The organism is Thiorhodospira sibirica ATCC 700588, assembly GCF_000227725.2.
GTDB lineage: Bacteria > Pseudomonadota > Gammaproteobacteria > Ectothiorhodospirales > Ectothiorhodospiraceae > Thiorhodospira > Thiorhodospira sibirica.
In genome coordinates this window covers 2,249,581-2,273,546 of record NZ_MU255056.1, presented here as the reverse complement: position 1 = coordinate 2,273,546, position 23,966 = coordinate 2,249,581, and the positions used below count along the sequence as shown (strand labels likewise).

The 23,966-nt window shown below is 56.2% G+C and carries 21 protein-coding genes and 2 pseudogenes; 19 read left to right on the top strand and 4 right to left on the bottom strand.

The window, feature by feature from the left end; all coding sequences use genetic code 11:
* Window positions 1–140: 140 nt before the first annotated feature.
* The 10 genes from THISIDRAFT_RS10595 to THISIDRAFT_RS15115 all read left to right on the top strand — a co-directional run bounded on the left by THISIDRAFT_RS10595 (window position 141) and on the right by THISIDRAFT_RS15115 (window position 10,513).
* Window positions 141–1,028 (top strand): hypothetical protein, encoded by an 888-nt coding sequence (locus tag THISIDRAFT_RS10595; RefSeq protein ID WP_006786048.1) that lies wholly within the window; start codon window positions 141–143, stop codon window positions 1,026–1,028.
* 10 nt (window positions 1,029–1,038) lie between these two features.
* Complete coding sequence (locus THISIDRAFT_RS10590) at window positions 1,039–2,016, top strand: CysB family HTH-type transcriptional regulator (RefSeq protein ID WP_006786047.1); 978 nt, start codon at window positions 1,039–1,041, stop codon at window positions 2,014–2,016.
* Complete coding sequence (locus tag THISIDRAFT_RS10585) at window positions 2,013–3,086, top strand: sulfate/molybdate ABC transporter ATP-binding protein (protein ID WP_006786046.1); 1,074 nt, start codon at window positions 2,013–2,015, stop codon at window positions 3,084–3,086. The genes THISIDRAFT_RS10590 and THISIDRAFT_RS10585 overlap by 4 nt, the downstream gene beginning before the upstream one ends.
* Before the next feature lie 42 nt (window positions 3,087–3,128).
* Window positions 3,129–3,632 (top strand): DUF411 domain-containing protein, encoded by a 504-nt coding sequence (locus THISIDRAFT_RS10580; RefSeq protein ID WP_006786045.1) that lies wholly within the window; start codon window positions 3,129–3,131, stop codon window positions 3,630–3,632.
* 73 nt (window positions 3,633–3,705) lie between these two features.
* Window positions 3,706–4,797 (top strand): Rpn family recombination-promoting nuclease/putative transposase, encoded by a 1,092-nt coding sequence (locus THISIDRAFT_RS10575; RefSeq protein WP_006786044.1) that lies wholly within the window; start codon window positions 3,706–3,708, stop codon window positions 4,795–4,797.
* Between the two features lie 33 nt (window positions 4,798–4,830).
* Complete coding sequence (gene cysT / locus THISIDRAFT_RS10570; protein ID WP_040851235.1) at window positions 4,831–5,664, top strand: sulfate ABC transporter permease subunit CysT; 834 nt, start codon at window positions 4,831–4,833, stop codon at window positions 5,662–5,664.
* 21 nt (window positions 5,665–5,685) lie between these two features.
* Window positions 5,686–6,519 (top strand): sulfate ABC transporter permease subunit CysW, encoded by an 834-nt coding sequence (gene cysW, locus THISIDRAFT_RS10565; RefSeq protein WP_006786042.1) that lies wholly within the window; start codon window positions 5,686–5,688, stop codon window positions 6,517–6,519.
* 201 nt (window positions 6,520–6,720) lie between these two features.
* The gene (locus tag THISIDRAFT_RS10560) at window positions 6,721–7,305 is read left to right on the top strand and encodes an RBBP9/YdeN family alpha/beta hydrolase (protein ID WP_246585376.1); all 585 of its coding nucleotides are present in this window, start codon (window positions 6,721–6,723) and stop codon (window positions 7,303–7,305) included.
* A 49-nt stretch (window positions 7,306–7,354) separates the two neighbouring features.
* The gene (gene cysP / locus THISIDRAFT_RS10555) at window positions 7,355–8,356 is read left to right on the top strand and encodes a thiosulfate ABC transporter substrate-binding protein CysP (protein WP_006786040.1); all 1,002 of its coding nucleotides are present in this window, start codon (window positions 7,355–7,357) and stop codon (window positions 8,354–8,356) included.
* 219 nt (window positions 8,357–8,575) lie between these two features.
* Entirely contained in the window at window positions 8,576–10,513 is a 1,938-nt protein-coding gene (locus tag THISIDRAFT_RS15115) for a methyl-accepting chemotaxis protein (RefSeq protein ID WP_006786039.1), read from the top strand.
* 100 nt (window positions 10,514–10,613) lie between these two features.
* Here the strand turns inward: THISIDRAFT_RS15115 and THISIDRAFT_RS10545 are convergent.
* The 3 genes and pseudogenes from THISIDRAFT_RS10545 to THISIDRAFT_RS10535 all read right to left on the bottom strand — a co-directional run.
* Window positions 10,614–10,805, bottom strand: a pseudogene (locus THISIDRAFT_RS10545) (transposase); the annotation flags it as partial.
* A 409-nt stretch (window positions 10,806–11,214) separates the two neighbouring features.
* Window positions 11,215–12,703, bottom strand: a pseudogene (rng, locus tag THISIDRAFT_RS10540) (ribonuclease G).
* Window positions 12,700–13,290 carry a Maf family protein gene (locus THISIDRAFT_RS10535; protein WP_006786035.1) on the bottom strand — a complete coding sequence of 197 codons (591 nt, stop codon included), beginning with the start codon at window positions 13,288–13,290 and terminating at the stop codon, window positions 12,700–12,702. Before THISIDRAFT_RS10535 ends, rng begins: the two are co-directional and overlap by 4 nt.
* A gap of 101 nt (window positions 13,291–13,391) precedes the next feature.
* On the opposite strand from THISIDRAFT_RS10535, the gene THISIDRAFT_RS10530 reads away from it, so the two are divergent.
* The 5 genes from THISIDRAFT_RS10530 (at window position 13,392) to THISIDRAFT_RS10510 (ending at window position 18,167) form a co-directional block, all read left to right on the top strand.
* A complete protein-coding gene (locus THISIDRAFT_RS10530; protein WP_006786034.1) occupies window positions 13,392–14,168 on the top strand; it encodes an outer membrane protein assembly factor BamD in 777 nt (258 codons plus the stop codon).
* Window positions 14,169–14,381: 213 nt separating this feature from the next.
* Window positions 14,382–15,275 carry a chlorophyll synthase ChlG gene (gene chlG / locus THISIDRAFT_RS10525; protein WP_006786033.1) on the top strand — a complete coding sequence of 298 codons (894 nt, stop codon included), beginning with the start codon at window positions 14,382–14,384 and terminating at the stop codon, window positions 15,273–15,275.
* Window positions 15,272–16,618, top strand: coding sequence for a BCD family MFS transporter (locus tag THISIDRAFT_RS10520; protein WP_006786032.1), 1,347 nt, complete (start codon window positions 15,272–15,274; stop codon window positions 16,616–16,618). The genes chlG and THISIDRAFT_RS10520 overlap by 4 nt, the downstream gene beginning before the upstream one ends.
* Before the next feature lie 36 nt (window positions 16,619–16,654).
* Entirely contained in the window at window positions 16,655–17,872 is a 1,218-nt protein-coding gene (locus tag THISIDRAFT_RS10515; RefSeq protein WP_006786031.1) for a geranylgeranyl diphosphate reductase, read from the top strand.
* On the top strand, window positions 17,865–18,167 hold the full coding sequence (locus tag THISIDRAFT_RS10510; protein WP_246585374.1) for a hypothetical protein: 303 nt from the start codon (window positions 17,865–17,867) through the stop codon (window positions 18,165–18,167). The genes THISIDRAFT_RS10515 and THISIDRAFT_RS10510 overlap by 8 nt, the downstream gene beginning before the upstream one ends.
* Before the next feature lie 29 nt (window positions 18,168–18,196).
* On the opposite strand, the gene THISIDRAFT_RS10505 is transcribed toward THISIDRAFT_RS10510, so the two are convergent.
* Window positions 18,197–19,843: a PP2C family protein-serine/threonine phosphatase gene (locus tag THISIDRAFT_RS10505; RefSeq protein WP_006786029.1), complete on the bottom strand. Its 1,647-nt coding sequence runs from the start codon at window positions 19,841–19,843 to the stop codon at window positions 18,197–18,199.
* Between the two features lie 275 nt (window positions 19,844–20,118).
* On the opposite strand from THISIDRAFT_RS10505, the gene THISIDRAFT_RS10500 reads away from it, so the two are divergent.
* The 4 genes from THISIDRAFT_RS10500 to THISIDRAFT_RS10485 all read left to right on the top strand — a co-directional run bounded on the left by THISIDRAFT_RS10500 (window position 20,119) and on the right by THISIDRAFT_RS10485 (window position 23,906).
* Window positions 20,119–20,550, top strand: coding sequence for a response regulator (locus tag THISIDRAFT_RS10500; protein ID WP_006786028.1), 432 nt, complete (start codon window positions 20,119–20,121; stop codon window positions 20,548–20,550).
* Window positions 20,547–20,909, top strand: a complete 363-nt coding sequence (locus tag THISIDRAFT_RS10495; RefSeq protein WP_006786027.1) for a response regulator transcription factor — start codon at window positions 20,547–20,549, stop codon at window positions 20,907–20,909. The genes THISIDRAFT_RS10500 and THISIDRAFT_RS10495 overlap by 4 nt, the downstream gene beginning before the upstream one ends.
* Before the next feature lie 280 nt (window positions 20,910–21,189).
* Window positions 21,190–21,756, top strand: coding sequence for a chemotaxis protein CheW (locus THISIDRAFT_RS10490; protein ID WP_006786026.1), 567 nt, complete (start codon window positions 21,190–21,192; stop codon window positions 21,754–21,756).
* 158 nt (window positions 21,757–21,914) lie between these two features.
* On the top strand, window positions 21,915–23,906 hold the full coding sequence (locus THISIDRAFT_RS10485; protein ID WP_139063934.1) for a methyl-accepting chemotaxis protein: 1,992 nt from the start codon (window positions 21,915–21,917) through the stop codon (window positions 23,904–23,906).
* Window positions 23,907–23,966 lie beyond the last annotated feature (60 nt).

The window sequence follows — 23,966 nt, the reverse complement described above, 5'->3', positions numbered from 1 at the left end:
CCATGCAGAGCCTGTGTCTCGTTTTTTCGGAGTTTTGATGATGTTTATGCCTTGTCGAGTCTGTTGTGTGGATGCCGGGTGTTACTCCGGCCGGTTATTTGATCGCAATTCTGATAGATTCTTGACGAGAGCACGTTGCCATGCCATTGACCGAGGTTGTCCATTACCTAAACCAACACCTGCCTAAACAGCATCCACAGGCGGCCCTGGGTCGTCATAGCCGCTTTGTTTACAGCCACGGGCGCATCGGTGCCCAGGTTGCCGGATTTACCCTGATTCCCTATCAGCTGGCCTTGGTGTATGCCACACCGAGGGGGTATCCGCTCTTTGGGCGGTTTGGGCATTTCATGATTGAAACCGGGCACGGCGGCTGGATGCACCCCGAATCGATTTATATCCATGCCACCGATGTCGATGATATTGTGTTTCTGGATCGTTTCCTGCGCACCTTGCATACCCTCTATCACCTCAATCAAACACGCGATCGGCGCGAATATCTGGCGCTGGCCGTACATTTGCGTCATGTGGGTGCGGTGCAGGACCAGCATGGTTTGATCTTTGAAGCGCTTTTGCAAAAATTAGGCATGGCGCCTGGGCAGATCATTCTTAAATTACCCACAGCATCCTTGCAGCAGGACCCGCATGTGCGTTATGCGGCGCAAAATTTTGTGGCGCGCGGGTATCACCTGGCGGCTGCCGGGTTACCCGATGAGCTTGATGTGTCCTTATTGGCGCGACTTGGCGTGGGCTGGGTCTGTGTGGATAAAGATACCCTGGCCCGCACAGCGCAGGAATCGGCCAGCCCATGGGCGCAACTACACGCGCACTCGGTGCGTTTGTGGGTCACGCAGGTGACGGATCGCGCCGTGTTTAGGTGGGCGCGGGCTTATCCCGAAAGCGTGCTGGAGGGACGCCTAGATGAGCTAAATCCCGAGGGTTTGGGGCAGTTTGTGGCGTCTTATCTGAGCGAACCCTCGCCGCGTTATCTGGCCCAATGGATGCGCCCGCCGGGCGCCGCATCGCCGTGACAGGAATTTTATGAATTTTCAGCAATTACGGATCATCAGCGAGACGGTTAAGCGCAATTTCAATCTGACCGAGGTTGCCAATGCCTTGTTTACCTCACAATCGGGCGTTTCCAAGCATATCCGGGATCTGGAAGAGGAATTGGGCGTGCAGATTTTTGTGCGCAAGGGCAAGCGCCTGCTGGGATTGACGGAGGCCGGTGGGGAGCTTTTGGAAATCGTCGAGCGGATGTTGCTTGATACCCAAAACATCAAAAATCTGTCTTGCCGTTTCAGGCATTGCGAGCAAGGCGAGCTGATTGTGGCCACCACGCATACCCAGGCCTGTTATGCCTTGCCGCAGGTGGTGGTTGCCTTTAAAACCCTGTTTCCCAAGGTACATTTGGTCTTGCATGAGTGCAATCCGCGTGAAATCAAGGCCATGCTGGTTGAGGGCCGGGCGGATGTCGGGGTGGCCACTGAGGCCCTGGCGGATGTCGCTGATTTGGGATCGTTTCCGTGCTATCGCTGGCGACACTGTGTGGTGGTGCCGCGTGAGCATGCCTTGACGCAGCTGCCTGAGCTGAGTCTGGAGGCCTTGGCCCAATACCCCATTCTGACCTATCACGAAGGCATTGCAGGACGTTCGCAGATTGACCGGGCCTTTGCGCGGGCCGGCCTGAAACCGGATATTGTTTTATCATCCATGGATGCCGATGTGATCAAAACCTATGTACGCCTGGATTTAGGCATTGGCATCATCGCGCCGATGGCCTACAGCAGCCTGCGCGATGATGGTTTGCATCTTTTGGAGAGCGCGGCGCTGTTTGATATGAATACCACGCGCATTGCCCTGCGACGTGGCTATTATCTGCGTGGATTTGCCTATCGTTTTATCGAGCTGTGTTTTTCGCATATCCGCTCGGCGCAGATTGAGGTTTGGCCACATCCCCCCACGCATACCGACTTACAGGCGCTGGCCAAACATCACCCAAGCCGGGGGGTAGCATGAGCGGGGATGCGTTATTGTCCATTGAGCTCAGTGATGTGGGCAAACACTTTGGCCGTTTTCAGGTATTGGATCATATCCATTTGCGCTTTCCCGCCGGTCGTCTGAGTGCCTTGCTGGGGCCATCTGGCTCGGGTAAAACCACCTTGCTACGCCTTATTGCCGGGCTGGAATCGCCTGATCAGGGGGTGATTCGCTTTGCCGGTGAGGATGTCAGCCATCTGCATGTCAGTCGCCGCCAGGTGGGTTTTGTCTTTCAGCATTATGCGCTTTTTAAGCACATGACGGTGTTTGATAATGTCGCCTATGGACTTAAGATCAAACCCTGGCGCGAACGGCCCAGTAAGCCGGTGATTCGCAAGCGGGTCATGGCGCTGCTGGAGTTGGTACAGCTGGCATGGGCGGCCAAACACTTACCTGCGCAGCTATCCGGCGGGCAACGCCAGCGGATCGCCTTGGCCCGGGCTTTGGCCGTTGAACCCAGGGTGTTGTTGCTGGATGAGCCCTTCGGGGCATTGGATGCACAGGTGCGTGCACAGCTGCGTGCCTGGCTTAAACAGCTACACCGTGAGATTGCAGTGACCACCCTGTTTGTCACCCATGATCAGGAAGAAGCACTGGAAATCTCGGATCATATCGTGATCATGAATCAGGGGCGTATTGAGCAAAGCGGTAGCCCGCAGCAGGTGTATGATCAACCAGCGAACCCCTTTGTCTGCACTTTTTTGGGTCAGGCACATCAAATATCTGCCCACCTCCGGCAAGGAGTAATTTATTGCGGCGATCAGGTTGTGGGCACCGCCGCACCAGGGCTTTCGCATGAGGGCGCGGTGAGGGTGTATATTCGCCCGCATGACATCGAGGTGCTGCCCCCTGATGATACCCGATCGGCATTAACGGCCACCCTGGAGCAAATCGCCATGATCGGGCCTTATGTGCGTCTGGCATTGCGTCTGCACGCAACCCAGGCACTTATCCCGGCAGATATGACGCAGGCGCGTTTTGCGGCCCTGCATATAGCTGCGGATAACACGGTGCAGCTTGTCATCCGTAAGCCCCATGTGTTTGTCTAAATAGCCCTGTTTTCATCCATTCTTCATGAGGATTTATACATCATGTACCGCTACCGTCGTTTATGCGCTGTCGCGCTCGTATGCCTTTGTGTTGGTGCCACCGCCAGCGCGGATCTGCGCATTGATCCCCAATCCAGCTTTGGACAAATGATTCACAGCACACAGGACATGAAAGTTTTTAAGACGCCGCAATGTGGGTGTTGCGATGACTGGATTCGTCATGTAGAAGCGGCAGGCATTGGCGTTGAGGCGGTCGATGTCAGCCATGCCGCCTTGGATCGCATCAAACAGCAAGGCGGTCTGCAGGCAGGACTCGGTTCCTGTCATACCGCCTTTATTGACGGATACCTGATCGAAGGCCATGTCCCGGTACAAGATATTCAGCGCCTGTTGACAGAAGCACCCATGGTGCGCGGTTTATCGGTGCCCGGTATGCCCATCGGCTCACCGGGCATGGAAATGGGCGAGCGCTTTGATCCATATCATGTGCTCAGTTTCGATCTGGAAGGCAATACACAGCTATTTTCCAGTTATCACCAACCCTGAATAACCCGGCACGGCGCGGGCAGGCTCTGAGCACACGTAGCAAACCGCCCGCGCCACACGATCATCAAGGCTCATGCGCAAAGATCCTAACCACAAAGCCTGGTCACATACCCCCCACGACCACAGCTACAAACGCCTGTTTGCGCATCCGCAGATGATGACAGACCTGTTGTTAGGCTTTGCCCCCAAAGCCCTGCTGACACACCTGCAACTCAACACCCTGGAGCTGATCAATAAAAGCTTCGTCAGTGACGACCTGAGAACCCGCGAAAGCGACCTCATCTGGCGAGTGCGCCTGGCCGACCATTGGCTGTATGTCTTGTTGCTGGAATTTCAAAGCACCATTGACCCCATGATGGCGGTGCGCATCATGGGCTATCTGGCCCTGCTGTATCAGGATCTGGAAAAACAGCAACGCAAAAACACGCCCGTAGAAAACGGCAAAACCGCCCCAAAGCACCTGCCGCCGGTTTTGCCTATCGTCATCTACAGCGGCGAAAAACCCTGGAATGCCGCCTTAAATGTGCGCAATTTACTGGACCCGCATACCCCCAAAAGCTTGCACCGCTTTTGCCCGGAAACACACTACCTGCTCCTGGACCAAGGCGCCATCATCCGCCACCCCCACTATTCCAGCTCCCTGCAAAACTGCGTGCAGGCACTGTTTGAACTCGAACAGGTCAACAGTGAGGCAGAACTCAAAGCCAAGGGCCTGGCTTTCCTTGAAGTCCTCAAACGCGAGGCCGATCAACAGCTCAAACAAGATTTTGCATTGTGGTTCAAACACAGCTTTTTACTGCGCAAAAGCCGCTCATTGGGCCTGCAATGGGAAGAAGAATACCTACAGACCGATGATTTTTACGGAGTGTATGACATGTTGGCAGATAAGGTAGATCGTTGGAATCAAGCCCTGATTGATCAAGGACGCCATGAAGGTCGTCAGGCAGGTCGCGAGGAAGGCCGCGAGGAAGGCCGCGAAGAAGGCGTTGAAATTGGCCTGCATCAAGGAAAAAAAGAACTGTTGCAGAAATTGATGGTGCTGAAGTTTGGCGAGATCCCCGCGTGGGCCCACGCACGTATTGAGACTGCCAGTCTGGACGAGCTGGAACACTGGGCAGAAAGTATCCTGACGGTAGGGCACGTTGACGATTTGTTTAAGGTTTGAAACAAGCACGCCAGGCGGAGAATGATTGCAGGCATGATTGCACGGCGTAAGCCCTGGGTGCGCGGGGTGTTGCCCGGCTTTGGTCTGACCATGGGCACCACCTTGTTGTTTATCAGTCTGGTGGTCTTGCTGCCCCTGGCCGCTTTACTGAGCCAGGCCGCCAGTCCCGGCTGGGCGGAGTTTTGGCGTATTATCAGCAGCGAACGGGCGGTTGCAACCTATAAACTCACACTCAGCTCGGCGCTGATTGCCTCGATTTTTAACCTGTTTTTAGGGTTGCTCTTGGCCTGGATTCTCACCCGCTATGAATTTTGGGGGCGGGGATTGCTAGATGCCATGGTAGATCTGCCCTTTGCCCTGCCCACGGCGGTGGCAGGCTTGTCGCTGACCTATCTGCTAGGCCCAAATGGCTGGTTTGGACAATGGTTACAGGCACTGGGAATCACGGTGGTTTATACCCAGCTGGGCATCATCAGTGCGATGATTTTTACCAGTACCCCCTTTGTGGTGCGGGCAGTGCAGCCGGTGCTTGAAGACATGGACACAGCCGCTGAGGAAGCCGCCGCCAGTTTAGGTGCCAGCCCCTGGCAAATCTTTAGCGGGATTATTCTGCCGTTATTGGTGCCGGCCTTACTGGCCGGTTTTGCCTTGGCCTTTGCGCGCAGTCTGGGTGAATTTGGGGCGATTATCTTTATCGCCGGCAATCTGCCCTACCATACCGAGATCACGGCGCTGCTGATCATGATCCGCCTGGAGGAATACCATTATGCCGCTGCAGCCGCCATAGCCTCGGTGGTGCTGGCAGCTGCCTTAGTGATGTTATTTGTCATCAACCTCTTGCAAGGCTGGGCCTACCGCCAGCGTTAACACCCGCCCAGGAGACTTTTTGTGGTTCACAACGCCCGCCATCAGGCCTGCCCTGACAATCCCTGGGGACGACGCCTGCTCATCTTTAGCGGCGTGACCCTAGCCTTGGTGCTGATTGTCGCCCCTTTGCTGGCCGTGTTTGCCCAGGCGCTCAGTCGCGGATGGGCAATGTATATCAGCAATGTCACTCATCCCGAAACGCTGCACGCCATCCAACTGACGCTGCTTGCCGCCGCCATTGCCGTGCCGGTCAATACGGCCTTTGGGGTTGCCGCCGCCTGGGCGATTACCCGCTTTGAGTTTCGTGGCAAGCGCATCCTGCAAACCGCCATCGACATCCCCTTTGCGATTTCGCCGGTGGTTGCCGGTGTCATGTATCTGCTGCTCTATGGCACCAGCGGCTGGCTTGGGCAATGGCTGTATGATCACAATGTGCAACTGGTGTTTTCCGTTGCCGCCATTGTCATGGTCACGGTATTTGTCACCAGCCCCTTTGTAGCGCGAGAACTGATTCCCTTCATGCAGGCCCAGGGACGCGAAGAAGAAGAAGCCTCACTAACCCTGGGGGCCAACGGCTGGCAAACCTTCTGGCACGTCACCTTACCCACCATCCAATGGGCGCTGATTTACGGTGTGATTTTGTGCAATGCCCGCGCCATGGGAGAATTTGGCGCGGTTGCCGTGGTCTCTGGCAATATTCGTGGAGAAACCAATACCCTGCCGCTGTATGTGCAGCAAAGCTTTGATGATTACAACATTGCCGGGGCCTTTGCTGCCGCCTCGCTGTTAGCTTCCTTGGCACTGCTCACCCTCCTGCTAAAAACCATTGCACAGGCGCGACGTGACCGCCTTTAAGCCATCGCATATCAACCCCCAGGTTTTTATAAAACGCCGCCGTTGATAGCGGTTTTTTTGTGCAAAATGACCACGACTCGGGAAAAATTCAATATTCCCCTGCCTGCAAAGCATTGCAGGATTTCTTCTTTTTCTCCACCCGGCGAATGCTGTTACATTTCTTATCTTTATGAATGATCCAGACGTGTGGCATGAGGTGTGATGATGGCAATACAGATTTTGATGGTTCCAGGCTATCAGGGCAGCGGTGCTGGCCACTGGCAAACCTGGATGGAGCAGCATATCAGCGGGACACGGCGCTTAGGCGGTGTGTGCTGGGAACAGCCCGTCTTCGATCTTTGGCGACATGCTCTGGAAAACGCGATAGCCCAGTCTGCATCCTCCGTATGTCTGGTGGCGCACAGTTTTGGCTGTCTGGTCGCCTTAAGCGCGGCTTATCAGCACAGCGAGCGCATGGCCGGGGTTTTATTGGTGGCCCCGGCCGATCCGCAGCACTTTAGCGCGAAGGGGCTGCGTGAACCGGCATCCCCTGAGGCGGATTTAACGTCCGTTCTCCCGGCACACCCCTTGCCGTTTCCGGCGCTGCTGGTGGCCAGCACAAATGACCCCTGGATGCATCCTGCCCGCATCCACGCCTGGACCAAAACCTGGCAATGCCCGATGGTCAATATCGGTGCCGCTGGACATATCAACGAAGCCTCGGGTTTTGGTCCCTGGCCACAAGGCATGAACTTTTTGCGCGTCCTGCTCACCGGTTGTAACGCACCCGCTTTGCGCTGTGCCTAAGACATCAATGTGCAGAGCTTTGTTAATCATCAAATCGTGAGAATTATGTATGAAAAAAAGCATTTATCTCAGTGTGTTTCTTGGCTTGATCATGCTGTCAACGGCACAGGCAGAGGATCGTTTGCTCAATGCCTCCTATGACATTGCGCGGGAGTTATTCCAGGCGATTAACCCGGCCTTTGTGGAGGCTTATGCCGCAGAAACCGGCAAAACCGTCACGATTCGCCAATCTCACGCGGGTTCTTCTGCGCAGGCGCGTGCGATTTTGCAGGGACTGACCGCTGATGTTGTCACCTTTAACCAGATAACCGACATTCATGCGCTGGTCAACGCCGGATGGATTGCCCCGGATTGGCAACAGCGCCTGCCCAATGCCAGCTCGCCGTATTACTCCCTGCCCGCCTTTTTAGTGCGTGCGGGCAATCCCAAAGGCATCAAAGACTGGGATGATCTGGTGCGTGCCGATGTCAGCCTGGTTTTCCCCAACCCCAAAACCTCTGGCAATGGCCGCTATACCTACCTTGCCGCATGGGCCTTTGCACAACAGCAATGGCCCGATGATCAAGCCAAAATTGAGGATTTTATCCGTCGCTTCGTCGGCAATGTGCAGGTCTTTGACACCGGCGGACGCGGTGCCACCACCACCTTTGCCGAGCGTGGCATCGGCGATGTGCTGATCACCTTTGAAGCCGAAGTCAACCTGATTCGCCAGCTGCACGGCGCCGATCGCTTTACCGTCATCGTCCCCTCGCGCAGTGTTTTAGCGGAGTTTCCGGTTGCGGTGGTTGATCGTGTCGTCGCCCGCCAAAACACCCAGGAACTGGCACAACGCTACTTGCAATATCTCTACAGCCCACCGGCGCAAGAAATTCTGGCAGGTTTTTATTATCGGGTCACTGATCCACAGGTCAGCGCCACCCATGCCAAACAGTTCCCCAGTGTAGAACTGCTGCGCATTGAGGAGGTGTTTGGCAGCTGGGAGGCGGCACAAGCGCACTTCTCCGACACCGGCAGCTTTGAGCAGGCACTGTTAGCGGCCCGCCGTCGTTAAAAGGCGGAAGTCGGTCGGCCTGCCATAGAGCGGCCTCTTCTTGAGGCCACTTTTTTTAACCGGGAAGGTACCGCCACCGGCGCTCAAAAAGATGGCATTTTGTTTGCTGGTTTAATTTAGGGGTCGTCATACTGGACAATATTGAGATTTTCGCACACCACACAATTCCCCCAAACCAATGCAAATAAAAAACTGCTTTATCTTGAGAGGATGGCTTCCATGAACTCTGCACCAGGCGCTCGGGCGCTGCGCATGAACATCCGTTTAAAAATCCTGACGGGATTTTTGGCGGTGTTGGTGATTTTGTCAATTCTGGGCGTAACCGCGATTGTTAATCTAAACGATATCCGCGCTAAATTTGACGGGCTGGTTGAGGCCACGCAGGTAGAGCGCTATGCCTATCGCACCATTGAGGAAGAGAAAAATTACCTGCTCAATGAGCAAGACAGCAGCTATCAGCAGGCCATGCAAAACATCGATACGATTATCAAGGCGCTGGATACCATTGACAGGCATTCCCGCGATGCCGATTTATTGGCACGTTCCCGCGAGGCACGGCGTGCCACCCTGGAATATCGCAAAGGCTATGAGGCGGGCGTGGCGGCCTTGCGTGCCAATGCCACCGCCGTCACCCGCATGGCCGAAAACGGCCAGACGGTGGTAACGCTGGCCGAACAATACTACCAAAACACCCAGGAGTCAGTAGCCCTGCGCGTGTATATCACCGCCCTGGAGATCATGAATGCCGAAAAAGAGGAGCGGCTGTATCGCAATCGCGAGTTTTATCAGCGAATGCTGGTGATGCGCACCCAGCTGGACGGCTACTATAACCAGCTCGACCCGCAGGGGCGTGATGCCCAGGTCAATGCCGCCCGGCGTGCCACCGAGGCCTATTTTGAGGCAGCCGCGACCTGGATCGTCAATGACGACCGCCTGACTCAGGAAATTCTGCCAACCATGCAACGCCTGGGGGAAGATGTTATCAAGCTGGCCTTTGAAGCCGCCCGCGATGCCGCCGATAGCATGATCGCCACGCAGAATCTGAGCAACCAGGTGATTGCCAGCGGGGTTGTCATCACCATCGTCCTGGGGATTTTGATTGGCATCATCCTATCCAACATGATCTCCAAACCGCTTATTTATGGCGTCAATTTTGCCAAAACCATTGCCGAGGGCGATCTGACCCAGCGCATTGAGCCGCAATATCTCAAGCGCAGCGATGAAATCGGCGATTTGGCCAAAGCCCTGGATGAAATGGTGGCACAACTCCAAGCCATGGTCATGCAGGTCACTGATTCAACCGCACAGGTCAGCTCAGCCGCCGCAGAAATTGCCCAGGGCAGCTCTGATCTGAGCCAGCGTACCGAAGAACAGGCCTCAGCCATCGAGCAAACCGCCTCCTCCATGGAAGAACTGACCAGCACCGTCAAAGAAAGCGCCAAAAATGCCGAACAGGCCAATGAACTGGCCCGAGTGGCCCGTCACCATGCCGAACAGGGCGGCGAAGTGGTAGATCAGGCCATTGTCGCGATGGGGGCGATTAACGCCAGCAGTCGGCGGATTGCCGACATCATCAGCGTCATTGATGAAATTGCCTTTCAGACCAACCTATTGGCACTCAATGCCGCCGTAGAAGCGGCGCGGGCGGGCGAGCAGGGACGCGGCTTTGCGGTGGTTGCCGGTGAGGTGCGCAACCTCGCTCAACGCAGTGCGGATTCGGCCAAAGAGATCAAGGTCTTGATCACCGACAGTGTGGATAAAGTGCAAGATGGGGTCGAATTGGTCGAGCGTTCAGGCGCAACCCTGAAAGACATCGCCACCGCCGTCAAAAAAGTCAGCGACATCGTGGCCGAAATGGCCGCCGCCAGCAAAGAACAGGCCGGGGGTATTGAACAGGTCAACAAGGCCATCATGCAAGTCGATGAAGTCACCCAGCAAAATGCAGCCCTGGTCGAAGAAACAGCAGCGGCCAGCCAAAACATGGGACAACAGGCGCAAAACCTGCAAGAAATGATGGGCTTTTTCAAGCTCAACGCTCACACCGGCGCTGTGCCTGCACGTACCCCAGCCAAAACCGCTGCCCTGCCCAAACCCTCGCCATCCCATCGCCAGAGTGCAAGCTCTGAGCGCGGTGGTGAGGAGTGGCAGAGTTTTTAAGCGTGCTTTAACACACAACGCAAAACGCCAGGTGATCCCTGGCGTTTTTTGTGTGGCGGTGATCTATCCATCCAGTCTACTTCGAGAGCTTAGAACCTGTTCAAAGTCTCTTGAGCAAGAGGCACAGGAAGGCCAGGTGAATAAATGGTAAGCGGGTGTTGAGCTTGCGCTCAGCGTTTTTCCAAAGTCGCCGGTGCTTTTCCAGCCAGGCGAAGCTGCGCTCTACCACCCAGCGCGTGGGGATGACCTTGAAGGTATGCAATTCGCTGCGCTTGGCGATTTGTACGCTGCAGGCGCTCCCCCCAAGGTCTTTTACAATTTGCACAGGTTCTAAAGATCGGCGCTTGATCCGGGTGTTGACATCCTCCCCGCCCTAAAGGACGGGGATTCCTAACCTCACGATCAGGACTTTCTGTTTCAACGAGACCAGCCGATGCCGCTTTACAGCAACACGGGACTTACGTTCTCTGTGCAGACTAACCCCGCCAGCCCGGCGGTTAAAATAAAGATAGCATCCATGTATAAAGAGAGCAAGCTACCAAAGAGGAGGCGTCGGGAACAGGAGCACGCTTTGCGTGCTGCGCTATCCCTCCCCGGCCTGAAGGTCGGGGTTTCCCGCGCAAACTGATGAGCGCGAACGGGACGATCTAGGTGTAAGCTCCCGTTCGGTGCGACCACTCGAGATGGATCTGCAAGGCAGGCTATAGCAAGACCACATCAAACTGTTCCTGGGTGTAGAGATTTTCTGCCTGGAAGCGGATGGGGATGCCGATGAAGGCTTGCAGTTCGGCGACGCTGGCGGATTCTTCATCGAGCAGTAGATCGACGACTGAGTGTGAGGCCAGGACTAAAAATTCTTTGACATCAAACTGGCGGGCTTCGCGCAGGATTTCCCGAAACAGTTCATAGCACACGGTTTCTGCAGATTTGAGATAGCCGCGTCCGCCGCAGGTGGCGCAGGGTTCACAGAGCACATGCTCTAAGCTTTCGCGGGTGCGCTTGCGGGTCATTTCTACCAGGCCCAGTGAAGATACCTCGCAGATCTGGCTTTTGGTGTGGTCACGTTCCAGGCCCTTTTCCAGGGCACGCAGCACTTGGCGTTTGTGCTCTTCTTCGGTCATGTCGATGAAGTCGATGATGATGATGCCGCCCAGATTGCGTAGGCGTAGCTGGCGGGCGATGGCTTGGGCGGCTTCCAGATTGGTTTTGAAGATGGTTTCTTCCAGGTTGCGATGGCCGACAAAGCCGCCGGTGTTGACGTCGATGGTGGTCATGGCCTCGGTCTGGTCAAAGATCAGATAGCCCCCGGATTTGAGATCAACCTTGCGCTCCAGGGCTTTGCGGATTTCGATATCGACGTTGTACAGGTCAAAGATGGGGCGCTCACCGGCATAGATTTCCACGCGAGCGGCCATTTCCGGCACATATTCCTCGGCAAAGGCGATGACTTTGCGGGCGGTGTCGGCGGAATCGATGCGAATCTTTTCGACTTCTACCCCGACCAATTCGCGCATGATGCGCAAGACCAGGGGCAGGTCAACATGGATTTCGGTGCCTGCCTTGGCACCGGCCAAGCGTTCGTTGATGGAGGTCCAGAGTTTGCGCAGAAAAGCCATGTCCTTGCGGATCAGTTCGGCATCGCCGGCCTCGGCGGCGGTGCGCACGATGTAGCCGTGATGATCATTGCTTTCGATGGCCAGTTCCTGCATCAAGGCTTTGATGCCGGATGCGTTCGTTTTCTTCGTCAATGCGGGTGGAGATGCCAATATTGCCGCTGCCGGGCATCAACACCAGATAGCGTGAGGGGATGGTGATGTAGGTAGTGAGGCGGGCGCCTTTGGTTCCCAGGGGATCTTTGATCACCTGTACCGGCAATTCCTGGCCTTCACGCAACAGGCGCTGGATGGATTCTCCACGCTTGTTGCCGTGGCCGTTGCCATCGGGAAATTCCTCTTCCTCAATGGGTGCGACATCGGAGGCGTGCAAAAACGCGGCCCGCTCAAGGCCAATGTCTACAAAAGCGGCATCCATGCCCGGCAAGACCCGGCACACGCGCCCTTTATAGATATTGCCGACCAGGCCACGGCGGCGCGAGCGCTCGATATGCAGCTCCACCAACATGCCGTTTTCTACCAGGGCCACGCGGGTTTCCTGGGGCATTACATTCATGATCAATTCGGTGCCTATCATTGGCTTGCATATCCTTTTCCCACGGGGATGCCAAATGAGTTCAGCAATTGACCGGTTTCAAATAACGGCAGCCCAACCACCGCGCTGTAGCTGCCTGTAAGCGACTTCACAAATAATGCTCCTAAACCTTGTATGGCGTATGCGCCGGCCTTGTCTATTGGCTCACCGCTGGCCCAGTAATCAGTGATTTCTTGCAATGTTAGCGATTTGAAATGGACCTGTGTGGTCACCAGACAAACCGCCTCGTGTTTTTCATAACGCACAGCGACTGCAGAAAACACCTGATGCTCCCGCCCGGACAGACGCGTTAGCATGGCGATGGCCTCGGCTTGCTGTGCCGGTTTTCCCAGAGCTTCGCCGTCGATGGCTACCACGGTATCTGCGCCCAACACCACTTCAGTGGTGTGCAAGCGCCGTTGTGCCTCGCTGGCCTTAGCCAGTGCCAGACGGGTTGCCAAGGCAGCGGGTGTTTCATGCGCGAGCGGCGTTTCATCCAGATCCACCGGATACATCTGACAGCGAACGCCAATCTGGGCGAGCAGCTGCTGGCGGCGCGGTGAGGCCGAGGCCAAAATGAGTCGGGACATGGAATATGCAGCCTTGATCTATGGGTGGGCAGAGCGAAAATTTAAAAGCTGGGTTATACTCAAAAGCAACATTATCCCAAGGGTCTAACCTGATACACACTATGCGCCGCTTAGCTTCTGTCTATTATCTCACCATATCATGTTTCGCTTTGACGCTTTTTTTTAGCGGATGTGCCTCACTGCGTGATGATCCCACGCAAAACTGGTCTGCAAGCCAGCTTTATCATGAGGCCCAAGGCGCGCTCAATCGCGGCAACTACACGCAGGCCGTGGAATATTTTGAAATTCTGGAAGCGCGCTTTCCCTTTGGCCGCTATGCCAGCCAGGCGCAGCTTGAGGTGGCGTATGCCTACTATAAGGCAAAAGAGCCAGAGATGGCGATTGCCGCACTGGATCGCTTTATCCAGATGAATCCGCGCCATGCGCACGTTCCCTATGCCTGGTATTTAAAGGGGCTGACTAATTTCGAGCGGGATCAAAGCCTGCTCAATCGCTTTGTGGCGCAGGATTCTGCCCGCCGCGATCCAACCCCATTGCGCCAGGCTTTTGAGGATTTTGGCACCTTGGTACGCACCTATCCCGAGAGCCGCTATGCCGAGGATGCTCGCCAGCGCATGATCTATCTGCGCAATCTGCTGGCGGCCTATGAAATCCAGGTGGCGGATTATTATATGCGCCGGGGTGCCTATCTGGCAGCCGCGCAGCGTGCCCGCTATGTGATCGAAAATTTTCAGGGCTCTGAGTCCATTCCTGATGCGCTGGATACGATGGTCAAGGCGTACCGCAAACTGGCCATGTATGCGCTGGCGGATGATGCCTTGCGGGTGTTGGAGCTGAACTATCCGGAGCGCGCCACACGCCTGCAGGCACGGCGCTAACCGGCGTTTGTGTCACTGTGCCGGGCGGGGCTCGGCGCTCCCATGAGAGTTAACAAAGTTTTGGTTGACTCGCAAAAAAAGCCTGTATAGTTTACCCCGGTTTGCGTTGTTATGCGGCTGGTATTGCTGTGTGCCCCGGTGGTTGTCGGTGGCACTCTCTCGTGGGCGCTGTGCCCGTTTTCTCTATCAAGTCATCACTAGAACTGTTTTCTCATGGCGTATCCAAAACCTTCTGCTGTTGTTGAGCTGTTAAAACCCATTACCTGGTTTCCGCCGATGTGGGCCTTTGCCTGTGGCGTGGTGTCTTCCGGGATGCCGTTGCAGGCGCATTGGCTGTTTATTGTGGCGGGTATTATTCTGGCCGGGCCGATGGTCTGTGCCACCAGTCAGGCGGTGAATGACTGGTTTGATCGTCACGTTGATAAGATTAACGAGCCCAATCGCCCGATTCCTTCCGGCCGGGTGCCGGGGCGCTGGGGGCTGTACATTGCGATTATCTGGACGCTGCTGTCTTTGTTGCTGGCGGCGGTGCTGGGGCCGGTGGTGCTGGTGGCGACGGTGATCGGTCTGGCGCTGGCCTGGGCCTATAGCGCGCCGCCGTTTCGCCTCAAGCGCAATGGCTGGTGGGGCAATTCGGCAGTGGCGATTTCTTATGAGGGCCTGGCGTGGGTGACCGGGGCGGCGGTGATGTTGACGGCGGCCCTGGGCACGGCAGGGATGCCAGGCTGGCCGATTCTGCTGGTGGCCTTTTTGTACAGCGCCGGGGCGCATGGCATTATGACCCTGAATGATTTCAAATCCATTGAGGGCGATACCCGCATGGGGCTGGGTTCGCTGCCGGTGCGTCTGGGGCCGGAAAAGGCCGGGATTGTCGCCTGCTTTGCCATGGCCATTCCGCAGATTGTGGTGGTGGGGCTGCTGTTTTATTGGCATCAGCCGGTTCATGCCGCTGCCGTGGCGGCGCTTTTGGCGGTGCAGGCGGTGCTGATGGTGCGTCTGTTGCGCCAGCCGCGGGAGCTGGCACCGTGGTATAACGCCACCGGGGTGAGCCTGTATGTGCTGGGGATGATGGTCACCGCCTTTGCCTTGCGCAACGTGGTGGTATGAGCGCACCAGAGTCACTGCTTGGCTGGGGCGGCATCGTCCGTCTGGGGCTGGTGCAGGCCGCACTCGGTTCGGTGGTGGTGTTGACCACATCGACCTTTAACCGGGTGATGATTGTGGAGCTGATGCTCCCGGCGATGTTGCCGGGGGCCTTGGTGGCACTGTATTACAGCGTGCAGATGCTCAGACCGCGCCTGGGCTATGGCTCGGATTTGGGCGGACGGCGTACCCCGTGGATTTTGGGTGGGATGTTGTTGTTGGCGGCGGGGGCGGCGAGCGCGGCGGCGGCGATTGCCTTGATGGAACACAATACCCGCTTAGGGATTGGCCTGGCAGTGCTGTCTTTTGTGGTGATTGGCGTGGGCGTTGGGGCAGCAGGAACGTCGTTATTGGTACTGATTGCCAAGCGGGTGCATCCGGACAAACGCTCCGGGGCGGCAACCATTGTGTGGTTGATGACGCTGACAGGCTTTATTGTGACGACCATCGTGGTAGGGCAAATCCTTGACCCCTTTAGTTATGAGCGCTTATTCATGATTACTGCCAGCGTTGGGGCTGTCGCTTTTAGCATCACCGTGCTGGCTTTGTGGGGGGTTGAGGGCTCGGCGCGTCCGCCTGCCGTAGCGCCGACGGATGGCGCACCGCCAACGCCCGAAACGGCCAAGACCCCGTTTCGTCAGGCCTTTATGCAGGTCTGGCGAGAGCCAGATGCGCGGGTCTTTGCGCTGTTTGTGTTTGTCTCCATGTTTGCCTACAGCGCGCAAAATCTCATTCTGGAACCCTTTGCCGGGGCGGTATTTGGCTATACGCCTGGCGAATCCACCACGCTGTCCGGGATTCAAAACATCGGCATCCTGACGGGGATGATTCTGGTGGCCTTTGTCGGTGGCGCGCTGGGCTTTATTCGCATCGGTTCGATGCGTAGCTGGATGATTGCCGGGTGTCTGGCCTCCGCGCTGGGGCTGTTTGGTCTGGCATTGGCCGGTTTTATCGGCCCGGCCTGGCCTTTGCGTCTGAGTGTGTTTCTCCTGGGAGCGGGGCTGGGAGTGTTTGCCGTGGCGGCCATCTGGTCAATGATGGGTCTGGTCGGCCGGGGACGCGAGCGCCGCGAAGGCTTGCGCATGGGCTTATGGGGTGCGGCGCAGGCCGTAGCCTTTGGCCTGGGCAGTCTTTTGGGCACCACCGCCATCGACCTGACGCGCTATCTGTTCGATTCCGTCGTACTGGCCTATGCCACCGTATTTACCGCAGAGGCGCTGCTTTTTCTTTTGGCCGGGGCACTCGCTGCGCGTGTCAGTGCCGCCCAAACACGCACCCCAGCGGATGGGTTGCGGCTTAACCCATAGAGAATTTTTTGCATGATTTCAACAACGGTGAGAATAATGTCGAGCAATCCTACACAAACCTTTGATGTGGTCGTGATCGGTGGTGGGCCCGCCGGGGCGATTGCTGCAACTGATCTGGCCCGCCTGGGACGTTCTGTTTTGCTGTTGGATCGCGGCGGACGGATCAAGCCTTGCGGCGGCGCGATTCCGCCACGGGCGATGGAAGAATTTGAGATTCCCAAGGATATGCTGGTCGCCACGGTGGCCTCTGCACGGATGATCTCACCGTCGAATCATAAAGTGAATATGCCCATTGAAAATGGCTATGTCGGCATGGTGGATCGTGAGCCTTTTGATGAGTGGTTGCGCGAGCGCGCCGCTGAAAATGGCGCCGTCCGATGCACCGGAACCTTTGACCGCCTGTTGCGCGATGACGATGGCACGGCGGTGATTCAATACCACGCCCGGACCGGCGAGCCTGAACAGGTGCGGGCGCGGGCGGTGATCGGGGCGGATGGGGCTAATTCCACGGTGGCCCGCCAGTGCATCCCAGGGGCTGAAAAAATGCGCTATGTGTTTGCCTATCACGAAATCATCAAGACCCCTGAAACAGTCAGTGAGGCGGTGGACTTTGATCCGACCCGCTGTGATGTCTATTATCAGGGCAAGCTCTCGCCGGATTTTTATGCCTGGATTTTCCCGCATGGCACCACCATCAGCGTCGGTGTTGGCAGCGCGCACAAGGGGTTTTCGCTGCGTCAGGCGGTGGCCGAATTGCGTAAGGATACGGGCCTGGATCAAACCGAAACCCTGCGCAGTGAAGGCGCACCGATCCCGCTCAAGCCCTTGCGGGTTTGGGATAATGGGCGTGATGTGCTGCTGGCAGGCGATGCCGCCGGGGTGGTGGCCCCCGCCTCAGGCGAAGGTATTTATTACGCCATGCTTGGCGGGCGGCTGGCAGCAGAGTCGGTCGATGCCTATCTCACCACCGGGGATGCCAGCAAGCTCAAACTGGCGCGCAAGCGTTTCCACAAGGATCACGGGCGTGTTTTCTGGATTCTAGGCATCATGCAGCATTTTTGGTATGCCAACGACAAACGCCGCGAGCGCTTTGTCATGATGTGCAAAGATCCCGATGTCCAGCGCCTGACCTGGGAATCGTACATGCACAAAAAACTCACCCGCAAAAGCCCCTTGGCGCATATCAAAATCTTTTTCAAAGATACGGCGCACCTGCTGGGCCTGATTCGCGTACCCAAGAAAACCGATGGCTGAGCCGACCACCATCATGGCCGCACTGTTCGCCAATGCCCGCATCGTTGAACTGATTGCGGGCCTGGTGGTGGTGGAGATCATCGCCTTGGGCGTTTATTTCCGGCTTCGGGGGCGCGCCATTCCCTGGGATCTGTTCAGCAATCTCGTCTCCGGGCTTTGTCTGCTGCTGGCACTGCGCAGCGCCTTACTTGACAGCGCCTGGCCGCTCATCGCTGGCTGGCTCAGCGCCGCCTTGATCGCACATCTGGCGGCGCTATATCCTCACCTCAAATCACACAAGTCGCTGGAGCAGTGATCCTGAGCGCTGCTCAACTTCTGTTATTTTCAAGACCAAGCGGGTTGCAATGGCGCTTTGTTGGAAAGCTTGCTTAAGGCCAGTGCCCCGTGTCGATTGACGGCAAGCAGGGTGATGTCGTCGGATTGATCTTCACCGGCGCAGAACTGCTCCAGGGTTTCGAGGATACGGTTTAGCGTAATTTCGGCGGTGACCGGATCGGTCTCAATGCGCGCCAGCGTTTGGCGCAGGATGCTGCGGCTGAACATCGTATCTTGTGGTCCCATCGCCTCGGTCACGCCGTCGGTGAAGAGGATGAGAACATCGCCGGGGTAGAGTTGCAGGGTGGTTTCCTGGTAGCTAAATTCAGGGAAAACCCCCAGGGCAATCCCCGGCGCTTTGCAGACATCTTCGATATGGCCGTCGGCGCGCACGATCAGGGGGGCATCATGGCCTCCGTCGGCATAGGTGAAGATGCCGGTTTGCAGATCAAGGACACCGGCGATGACGGTCACAAAGAGATTCTTGGGGTTGTCTTCCACCAGTTCGTTATTGACGAGGTTGAGCAGGGCAGCCGGGTTGCTAAGGCCACCGCTGAGCGCGTGGCTTTTGATCAGGGTGCGGGTGACGGCCATGAATAATGCAGCACCAGGGCCTTTGCCGGAAACATCGCCGATGGCAAGGAACAGGCGGTGTTCGTCAAGCATGAAGTAATCATAAAAATCTCCCCCCACTTCGCGCGCCGGGATCATGCGCGCATCCAGCTCACATTGCTGTGCGGCGGAGGCATTCAGGCCTTTTTGCGGGAGCATGCCGAGCTGGATGGAGCGGGCAATGGCCAGCTCGCTTTCCGTGCGTTCGCGGGCCGCTACTTCTTTTTCCAATTCCTGCAAGAAACGGCGCAGGCGCAGCACCATTTCCATTTGCACCTTGGCCAGCGTTCCCACTTCGTCGCGTCGCTGTCCCATCTGGCGTAAGGCGTTTTCCTCTGATGCGTTGAGCTGAAAGCTGTTTTCCATCAGGTGTTCGGTCAAATTGCACAAGGTGACCAAAGGCTGTACCAAGGGGCGGGCGCCGATAAAGGCCAGCAGCAAGGTCAGGATGAAGACGCCGGTACCAATGGCGATGGCGATCAGCAGCAGGATGCGCAGATTGTTTTGCAGGTATTCAAGGTCGAGATCGGCACCGATGAGAAAATAGCGCCCATCGCCGGTTTCCATCGGTAAAAAGATGGAGCGAAACTCGCCGTAGCGGTCTTCATAGGTGAGATAACGAACCAGGCCATCGGCAAAGGCGGCATACACCTCATCCGGGGCGGTTTGATAGTGCTGGAAGAAAACATCATGGGTGCCCTCGGCCAGCTCCTCGGCGGTGGCGGAGGTGGCGGTGGTGACCACTTTGCCGTCAAACAGCATATAGGTATAGACGTAGGCCATGCCCGTGCGATTGGCGTAGCGTGAGAGCTGCTGGATGCCGGTGAGAAACTGGGCTTTATCGACAGAGCCGGCATCGGTAATCGCACGGTGATATTGTGGCGAAAACAGCTCGGCGACCGCATACGCTGCAGTTTCCAGGCGTTTGTCCGCACCATGGATCAGGTTGTGGCGTAAACTTTGATACGCGGCCACGCTAAAAATCACCGAAGCGAACGCACCCACAAAAATCAGTAAAATCATCAAGCGCCACTTAAGCTTCACGGATATCCTCATTATGCTTGGTTCACTGCCCACAACACCGGCAAGGAGCCGCCGTGTGTTTAGCCGAAGGTGAGTCGATCAGACCGGGGTATAGCCGGTGATTATAATACACGGATTCACGGATCGATTTTCATGGACCGCTGGTTTCACCATGCAGGCTTTGGCATGATACGGTTTATGCACTATCATAGGCAGGGTAGGCCAAACGGTGAATGTATCGCTTGGGCGGTCTTGGGTGAGTTGCAAAACCATTTTGTGGGGGATGTGTGAACGAGATGACGACGGAGAGCACTGATACGCCCGTTGATCTGACCGGCCTGAAGGTCATGGTCATTGATGATAGCAAAACCATCCGGCGCACGGCTGAAACGCTGCTGCGCAAAAATGGCTGCGAGGTGTTTACCGCCATTGATGGCTTTGAGGCTCTGGCCAAGATTGCCGAACACAAGCCCGACATCATCTTTGTCGATATCATGATGCCGCGTCTGGATGGCTATCAAACCTGTGCGTTGATCAAACATAACAGCCTGTATCGCAAAACGCCGGTGATCATGCTGTCCAGCAAAGACAGTATTTTTGACAAGGCGCGGGGGCGCATTGTCGGCTCGGAGCAATACCTCACCAAACCGTTTACCCGGGATGATCTGCTCAATGCCATCAAGCAGCATGTCAAGCGTGACGATAAAAGCCCCGGAATAAAATCATGAAGCGCATTTTAGTGGTCGATGATTCGCCAACCGAGGTGTACGTGCTGAAAACCTTGCTGGAGCGCAATGGTTATACGGTTTTGACGGCGAGCAATGGCGAGGAGGGGGTTGCGCAGGCGCTGGCAGAAAAGCCGGATTTAATTTTAATGGATGTCGTCATGCCGGGGCTTAATGGTTTTCAGGCCACCCGGCAACTGGCTCAGGATAGCCAGACGGCGCCGATTCCGGTGATTGTGGTGACGACCAAGGATCAGGAAACCGACAAGGTGTGGGCGCTGCGTCAGGGGGCGAAGGATTACATGATCAAGCCAGTCAAAGAAGCTGACCTGATTGAGCGGATTAAGACACTGCTTGGCTAGGGTCTTGGTGTGACCTGATCGAGTTTCGCTAACAAACATTAGCGCGCACCCTCAAGTGAGGATGGGCCGATCCGCCAAAGCCAGATGAATAAACATCTAGCGCTAAGTTCTTGAGTACGCTTTAGGTTTTACATCTGAGACTTGCCCAGATAACCGCAAACCTAAACTCATTAAAGAACTAGAACAGCCCTTGGTTCTCGGGCTAAGGCCATAGTAGGGTATGCTAAAGCGTATGTAAACCCTATTTCTAACTGAACTTTCTAGGAGGGTTTGTATGTAAATGTTAGCGAATCGAAACCTAGGTGTAAGCTCCCATCCCTTTGATTATTTAAGCCAGCTGGATGCGCTGTGTCGGCAACGGGTGGCGCGCCATCCGACCCCCGATGAAGGGGTTTTGTCCTTTCGCGGGTTATCCTTTCGCGTCGCCGCGCATGAGCTGCTTGCCCCGATGGATGAGATTGCCGAGATTGTGACTCCGCCACAGCTGACCCGCGTTCCCAGTGTCAAGCCGTGGGCCTTGGGGATTGGCAATATGCGCGGTAATCTCTTGCCGGTGATGGATTTGCAGGGCTTTTTGTTTGGCGAGAATTTAGTGTTAAATCCCAGACGCCAGCGCCTGCTGGTGGTACAACATGCCGGGGTGTATGTGGGGCTGCTGGTGGAGGCGGTGATTGGCATGAAACGTTTTCGTGAAAAAGACCGTCTGGCGCAGGTTCCTGCGGTGGCGGATGCCCCACGACTGCAGGCCTTTTTGGTGGGGGCGTATCAGCAGGCCGAGCAGCATTATCCTGTCTTTAGTCCTTGGCGTCTGGTCAGGCATACCGACTTTCTCAATATATCGGCTTGAACATCGGCTTAGACCCGGGCGAGCTTCCTCCGTTGTTAACAGGCAGGTGATATGTGGCGTTAAGAGATACGATCCAGAAATGGTCCTTAAGTGCTAAGCTGCAAAGCGGTGGGATTAATCGCTCGCTGATTGCCCTGTTAGGACTGTTACTCATCTCCATGCTGGTGACGGTTCTCTCCTTTGTTTTTTATACCTCGCAGACCCATCAAAACCGTCATCAAATCCTGCTGGCCTCGGAACAACGTCTGTTATCGCAGCGCATTGCCACCCTTGCGCTGGAATCTGCGCGCGGGGTGCCCGATGCCTTTGTGGAATTGCGCGATTTGCGCAATCGCTTTGACACGCTCTTAAACGAACTGGCGACCCATGCCCCAGCCTCGCCGCGCCATCATGTCAATCAGGCGCTTGAGCAGGTGCGCGGTCATTGGCAGGTCTATCGTGCCAGCATCAATGCCATCATCACCGGACAGGCCAGCGTCACCTCGGTGGCGGATTATACCTTGGTGGTACGCAACAACATGCCGGAGCTGTTTAGCCGTTCCGAGGCGGTGGTGGCGACCTTGCTGCGTACCAATGCCAATCGCGAGCAGCTGTATCTGGCAACCCGGCAGCTGATGCTCATTCAGCGCATGGAGGCCGATCTGGGGCAGGTTTTGGCCGGGGGGGAAGGGGTTTCCCAGGCGGCTGAGCGCTTCGAGCGTGATCTGGCGCTGTTTGTGCAGTCTTTGCAGGCCTTGTTGCAGGGTTCAACGGAGCTGGGAGTAAGCCGGATTGAGGATGAAGGGGTGCGCGACCGCCTGCGCGAAACCGAGGCGATTTTTGTGGGGCTGCGCCAGCGCATCCGCACCATTGCCGATATTGCCCCGCAGATGTCGCAGGTCAATGACAGTGTGCGCCGGATCGAGCAGCTCAGTAGCGAATTATTGGCTTCTACCACGGAATTGGAGCGCGCCCTGACCGTTTCGGGGCGGCGACTGGATAGCTGGATGCTCACCGGCTTTGCCTTTGGGGTGTTGTCCATTGTGGTGTTGCTGATGATGGGCTATCTGCTGTATCAGGATGCTCGCCGTAGTCTGGCTGAAACCACCGAACAAAACCGCCGCAATCAGCGGGCGATTTTGCGCCTGCTCGATGAGATGACCAATCTGGCCGAAGGAGATTTGACGGTGCATACCACCGTCACTGAAGATATTACCGGGGCCATTGCGGATGCGGTGAACTATGCCATTGACGCGCTGCGCAGTCTGGTGCTGACCATTAACCACACCGCCATGCAGGTCTCCACGGCGGCGGTCAAGACCCAGGCCACCGCCTTGCGGCTGGCGGAGGCCTCGAATAATCAGGCGCGTGAGATTGCCATGGCCTCCTCCTCGGTGAGCGATATGGCGCAATCCATCAAGCAGGTTTCCAGCAGTGCCGAGATTTCTGCCGAAGTGGCGACCAAATCCGTGACCCTGGCCAGCAAGGGCGCGATGACCGTGCATAAGACCATTGATGGCATGAATACCATCCGTGAGCAGATTCAGGAAACCTCCAAACGGATTAAGCGGCTGGGGGAATCTTCGCAGGAAATTGGCGATATTGTCAGCTTGATCAACGACATTGCTGATCAAACCAATATTCTAGCCTTGAACGCGGCGATTCAGGCATCCTCCGCCGGGGAGGCCGGGCGTGGCTTTGCCGTGGTGGCCGATGAGGTGCAGCGCCTCGCCGAGCGTTCCACCAATGCCACCAAACAGATCGAGGCGCTGGTTAAGACCATTCAGGCCGATACCCGCGAGGCGGTGATCTCGATGGAGCGTTCTACCTCGGATGTGGTCAGCGGTACCGGACTTGCGCTCAATGCCGGTGATGCCTTGGCCGAAATTGAAAGCGTCTCGCGCCAGCTGGCCCAGCAGATTGCCACCATTACCGAGGCGGCGCGTCAGCAAACCTTGGTCGCGCAAAATATATCTGCTACCATGAATGTGATTCAGGAAATTACCATGCAAACCTCGGATGGCACCAATGAAACCGCCTTGTCGATTGGTAATCTGGCGAATCTGGCCTCGGAGTTGCGCAAATCCGTTGCGGGCTTTAAATTACCGCAATCGGCGCAATTGGAAACGGTGGTACTGGATACCATCAGCGGGCCGCGCAAGAAGCCGTGATTTTGCGATTTCAACAACGATAACGACACCCTTAATTTTGCTGATAACTGCACACCCATT

Excerpts from the sequence above, each read along its gene's own strand:
- THISIDRAFT_RS15115 (WP_006786039.1), top strand. The coding sequence starts at position 8,576 with ATGAACTCTGCACCAGGCGCTCGGGCGCTGCGCATGAACATCCGTTTA.
- cysP (WP_006786040.1), top strand. The coding sequence starts at position 7,355 with ATGAAAAAAAGCATTTATCTCAGTGTGTTTCTTGGCTTGATCATGCTG.
- THISIDRAFT_RS10485 (WP_139063934.1), top strand. The coding sequence starts at position 21,915 with ATGCTGGTGACGGTTCTCTCCTTTGTTTTTTATACCTCGCAGACCCAT.
- THISIDRAFT_RS10590 (WP_006786047.1), top strand. The coding sequence starts at position 1,039 with ATGAATTTTCAGCAATTACGGATCATCAGCGAGACGGTTAAGCGCAAT.
- THISIDRAFT_RS10510 (WP_246585374.1), top strand. The coding sequence starts at position 17,865 with ATGGCTGAGCCGACCACCATCATGGCCGCACTGTTCGCCAATGCCCGC.
- chlG (WP_006786033.1), top strand. The coding sequence starts at position 14,382 with ATGGCGTATCCAAAACCTTCTGCTGTTGTTGAGCTGTTAAAACCCATT.
- THISIDRAFT_RS10490 (WP_006786026.1), top strand. The coding sequence starts at position 21,190 with ATGTTAGCGAATCGAAACCTAGGTGTAAGCTCCCATCCCTTTGATTAT.
- THISIDRAFT_RS10520 (WP_006786032.1), top strand. The coding sequence starts at position 15,272 with ATGAGCGCACCAGAGTCACTGCTTGGCTGGGGCGGCATCGTCCGTCTG.
- cysT (WP_040851235.1), top strand. The coding sequence starts at position 4,831 with ATGATTGCACGGCGTAAGCCCTGGGTGCGCGGGGTGTTGCCCGGCTTT.
- THISIDRAFT_RS10500 (WP_006786028.1), top strand. The coding sequence starts at position 20,119 with ATGACGACGGAGAGCACTGATACGCCCGTTGATCTGACCGGCCTGAAG.
- THISIDRAFT_RS10585 (WP_006786046.1), top strand. The coding sequence starts at position 2,013 with ATGAGCGGGGATGCGTTATTGTCCATTGAGCTCAGTGATGTGGGCAAA.
- THISIDRAFT_RS10515 (WP_006786031.1), top strand. The coding sequence starts at position 16,655 with ATGTCGAGCAATCCTACACAAACCTTTGATGTGGTCGTGATCGGTGGT.
- THISIDRAFT_RS10580 (WP_006786045.1), top strand. The coding sequence starts at position 3,129 with ATGTACCGCTACCGTCGTTTATGCGCTGTCGCGCTCGTATGCCTTTGT.
- THISIDRAFT_RS10495 (WP_006786027.1), top strand. The coding sequence starts at position 20,547 with ATGAAGCGCATTTTAGTGGTCGATGATTCGCCAACCGAGGTGTACGTG.
- THISIDRAFT_RS10560 (WP_246585376.1), top strand. The coding sequence starts at position 6,721 with ATGATGGCAATACAGATTTTGATGGTTCCAGGCTATCAGGGCAGCGGT.
- THISIDRAFT_RS10575 (WP_006786044.1), top strand. The coding sequence starts at position 3,706 with ATGCGCAAAGATCCTAACCACAAAGCCTGGTCACATACCCCCCACGAC.
- THISIDRAFT_RS10595 (WP_006786048.1), top strand. The coding sequence starts at position 141 with ATGCCATTGACCGAGGTTGTCCATTACCTAAACCAACACCTGCCTAAA.
- THISIDRAFT_RS10530 (WP_006786034.1), top strand. The coding sequence starts at position 13,392 with ATGCGCCGCTTAGCTTCTGTCTATTATCTCACCATATCATGTTTCGCT.
- THISIDRAFT_RS10535 (WP_006786035.1), bottom strand. The coding sequence starts at position 13,290 with ATGTCCCGACTCATTTTGGCCTCGGCCTCACCGCGCCGCCAGCAGCTG.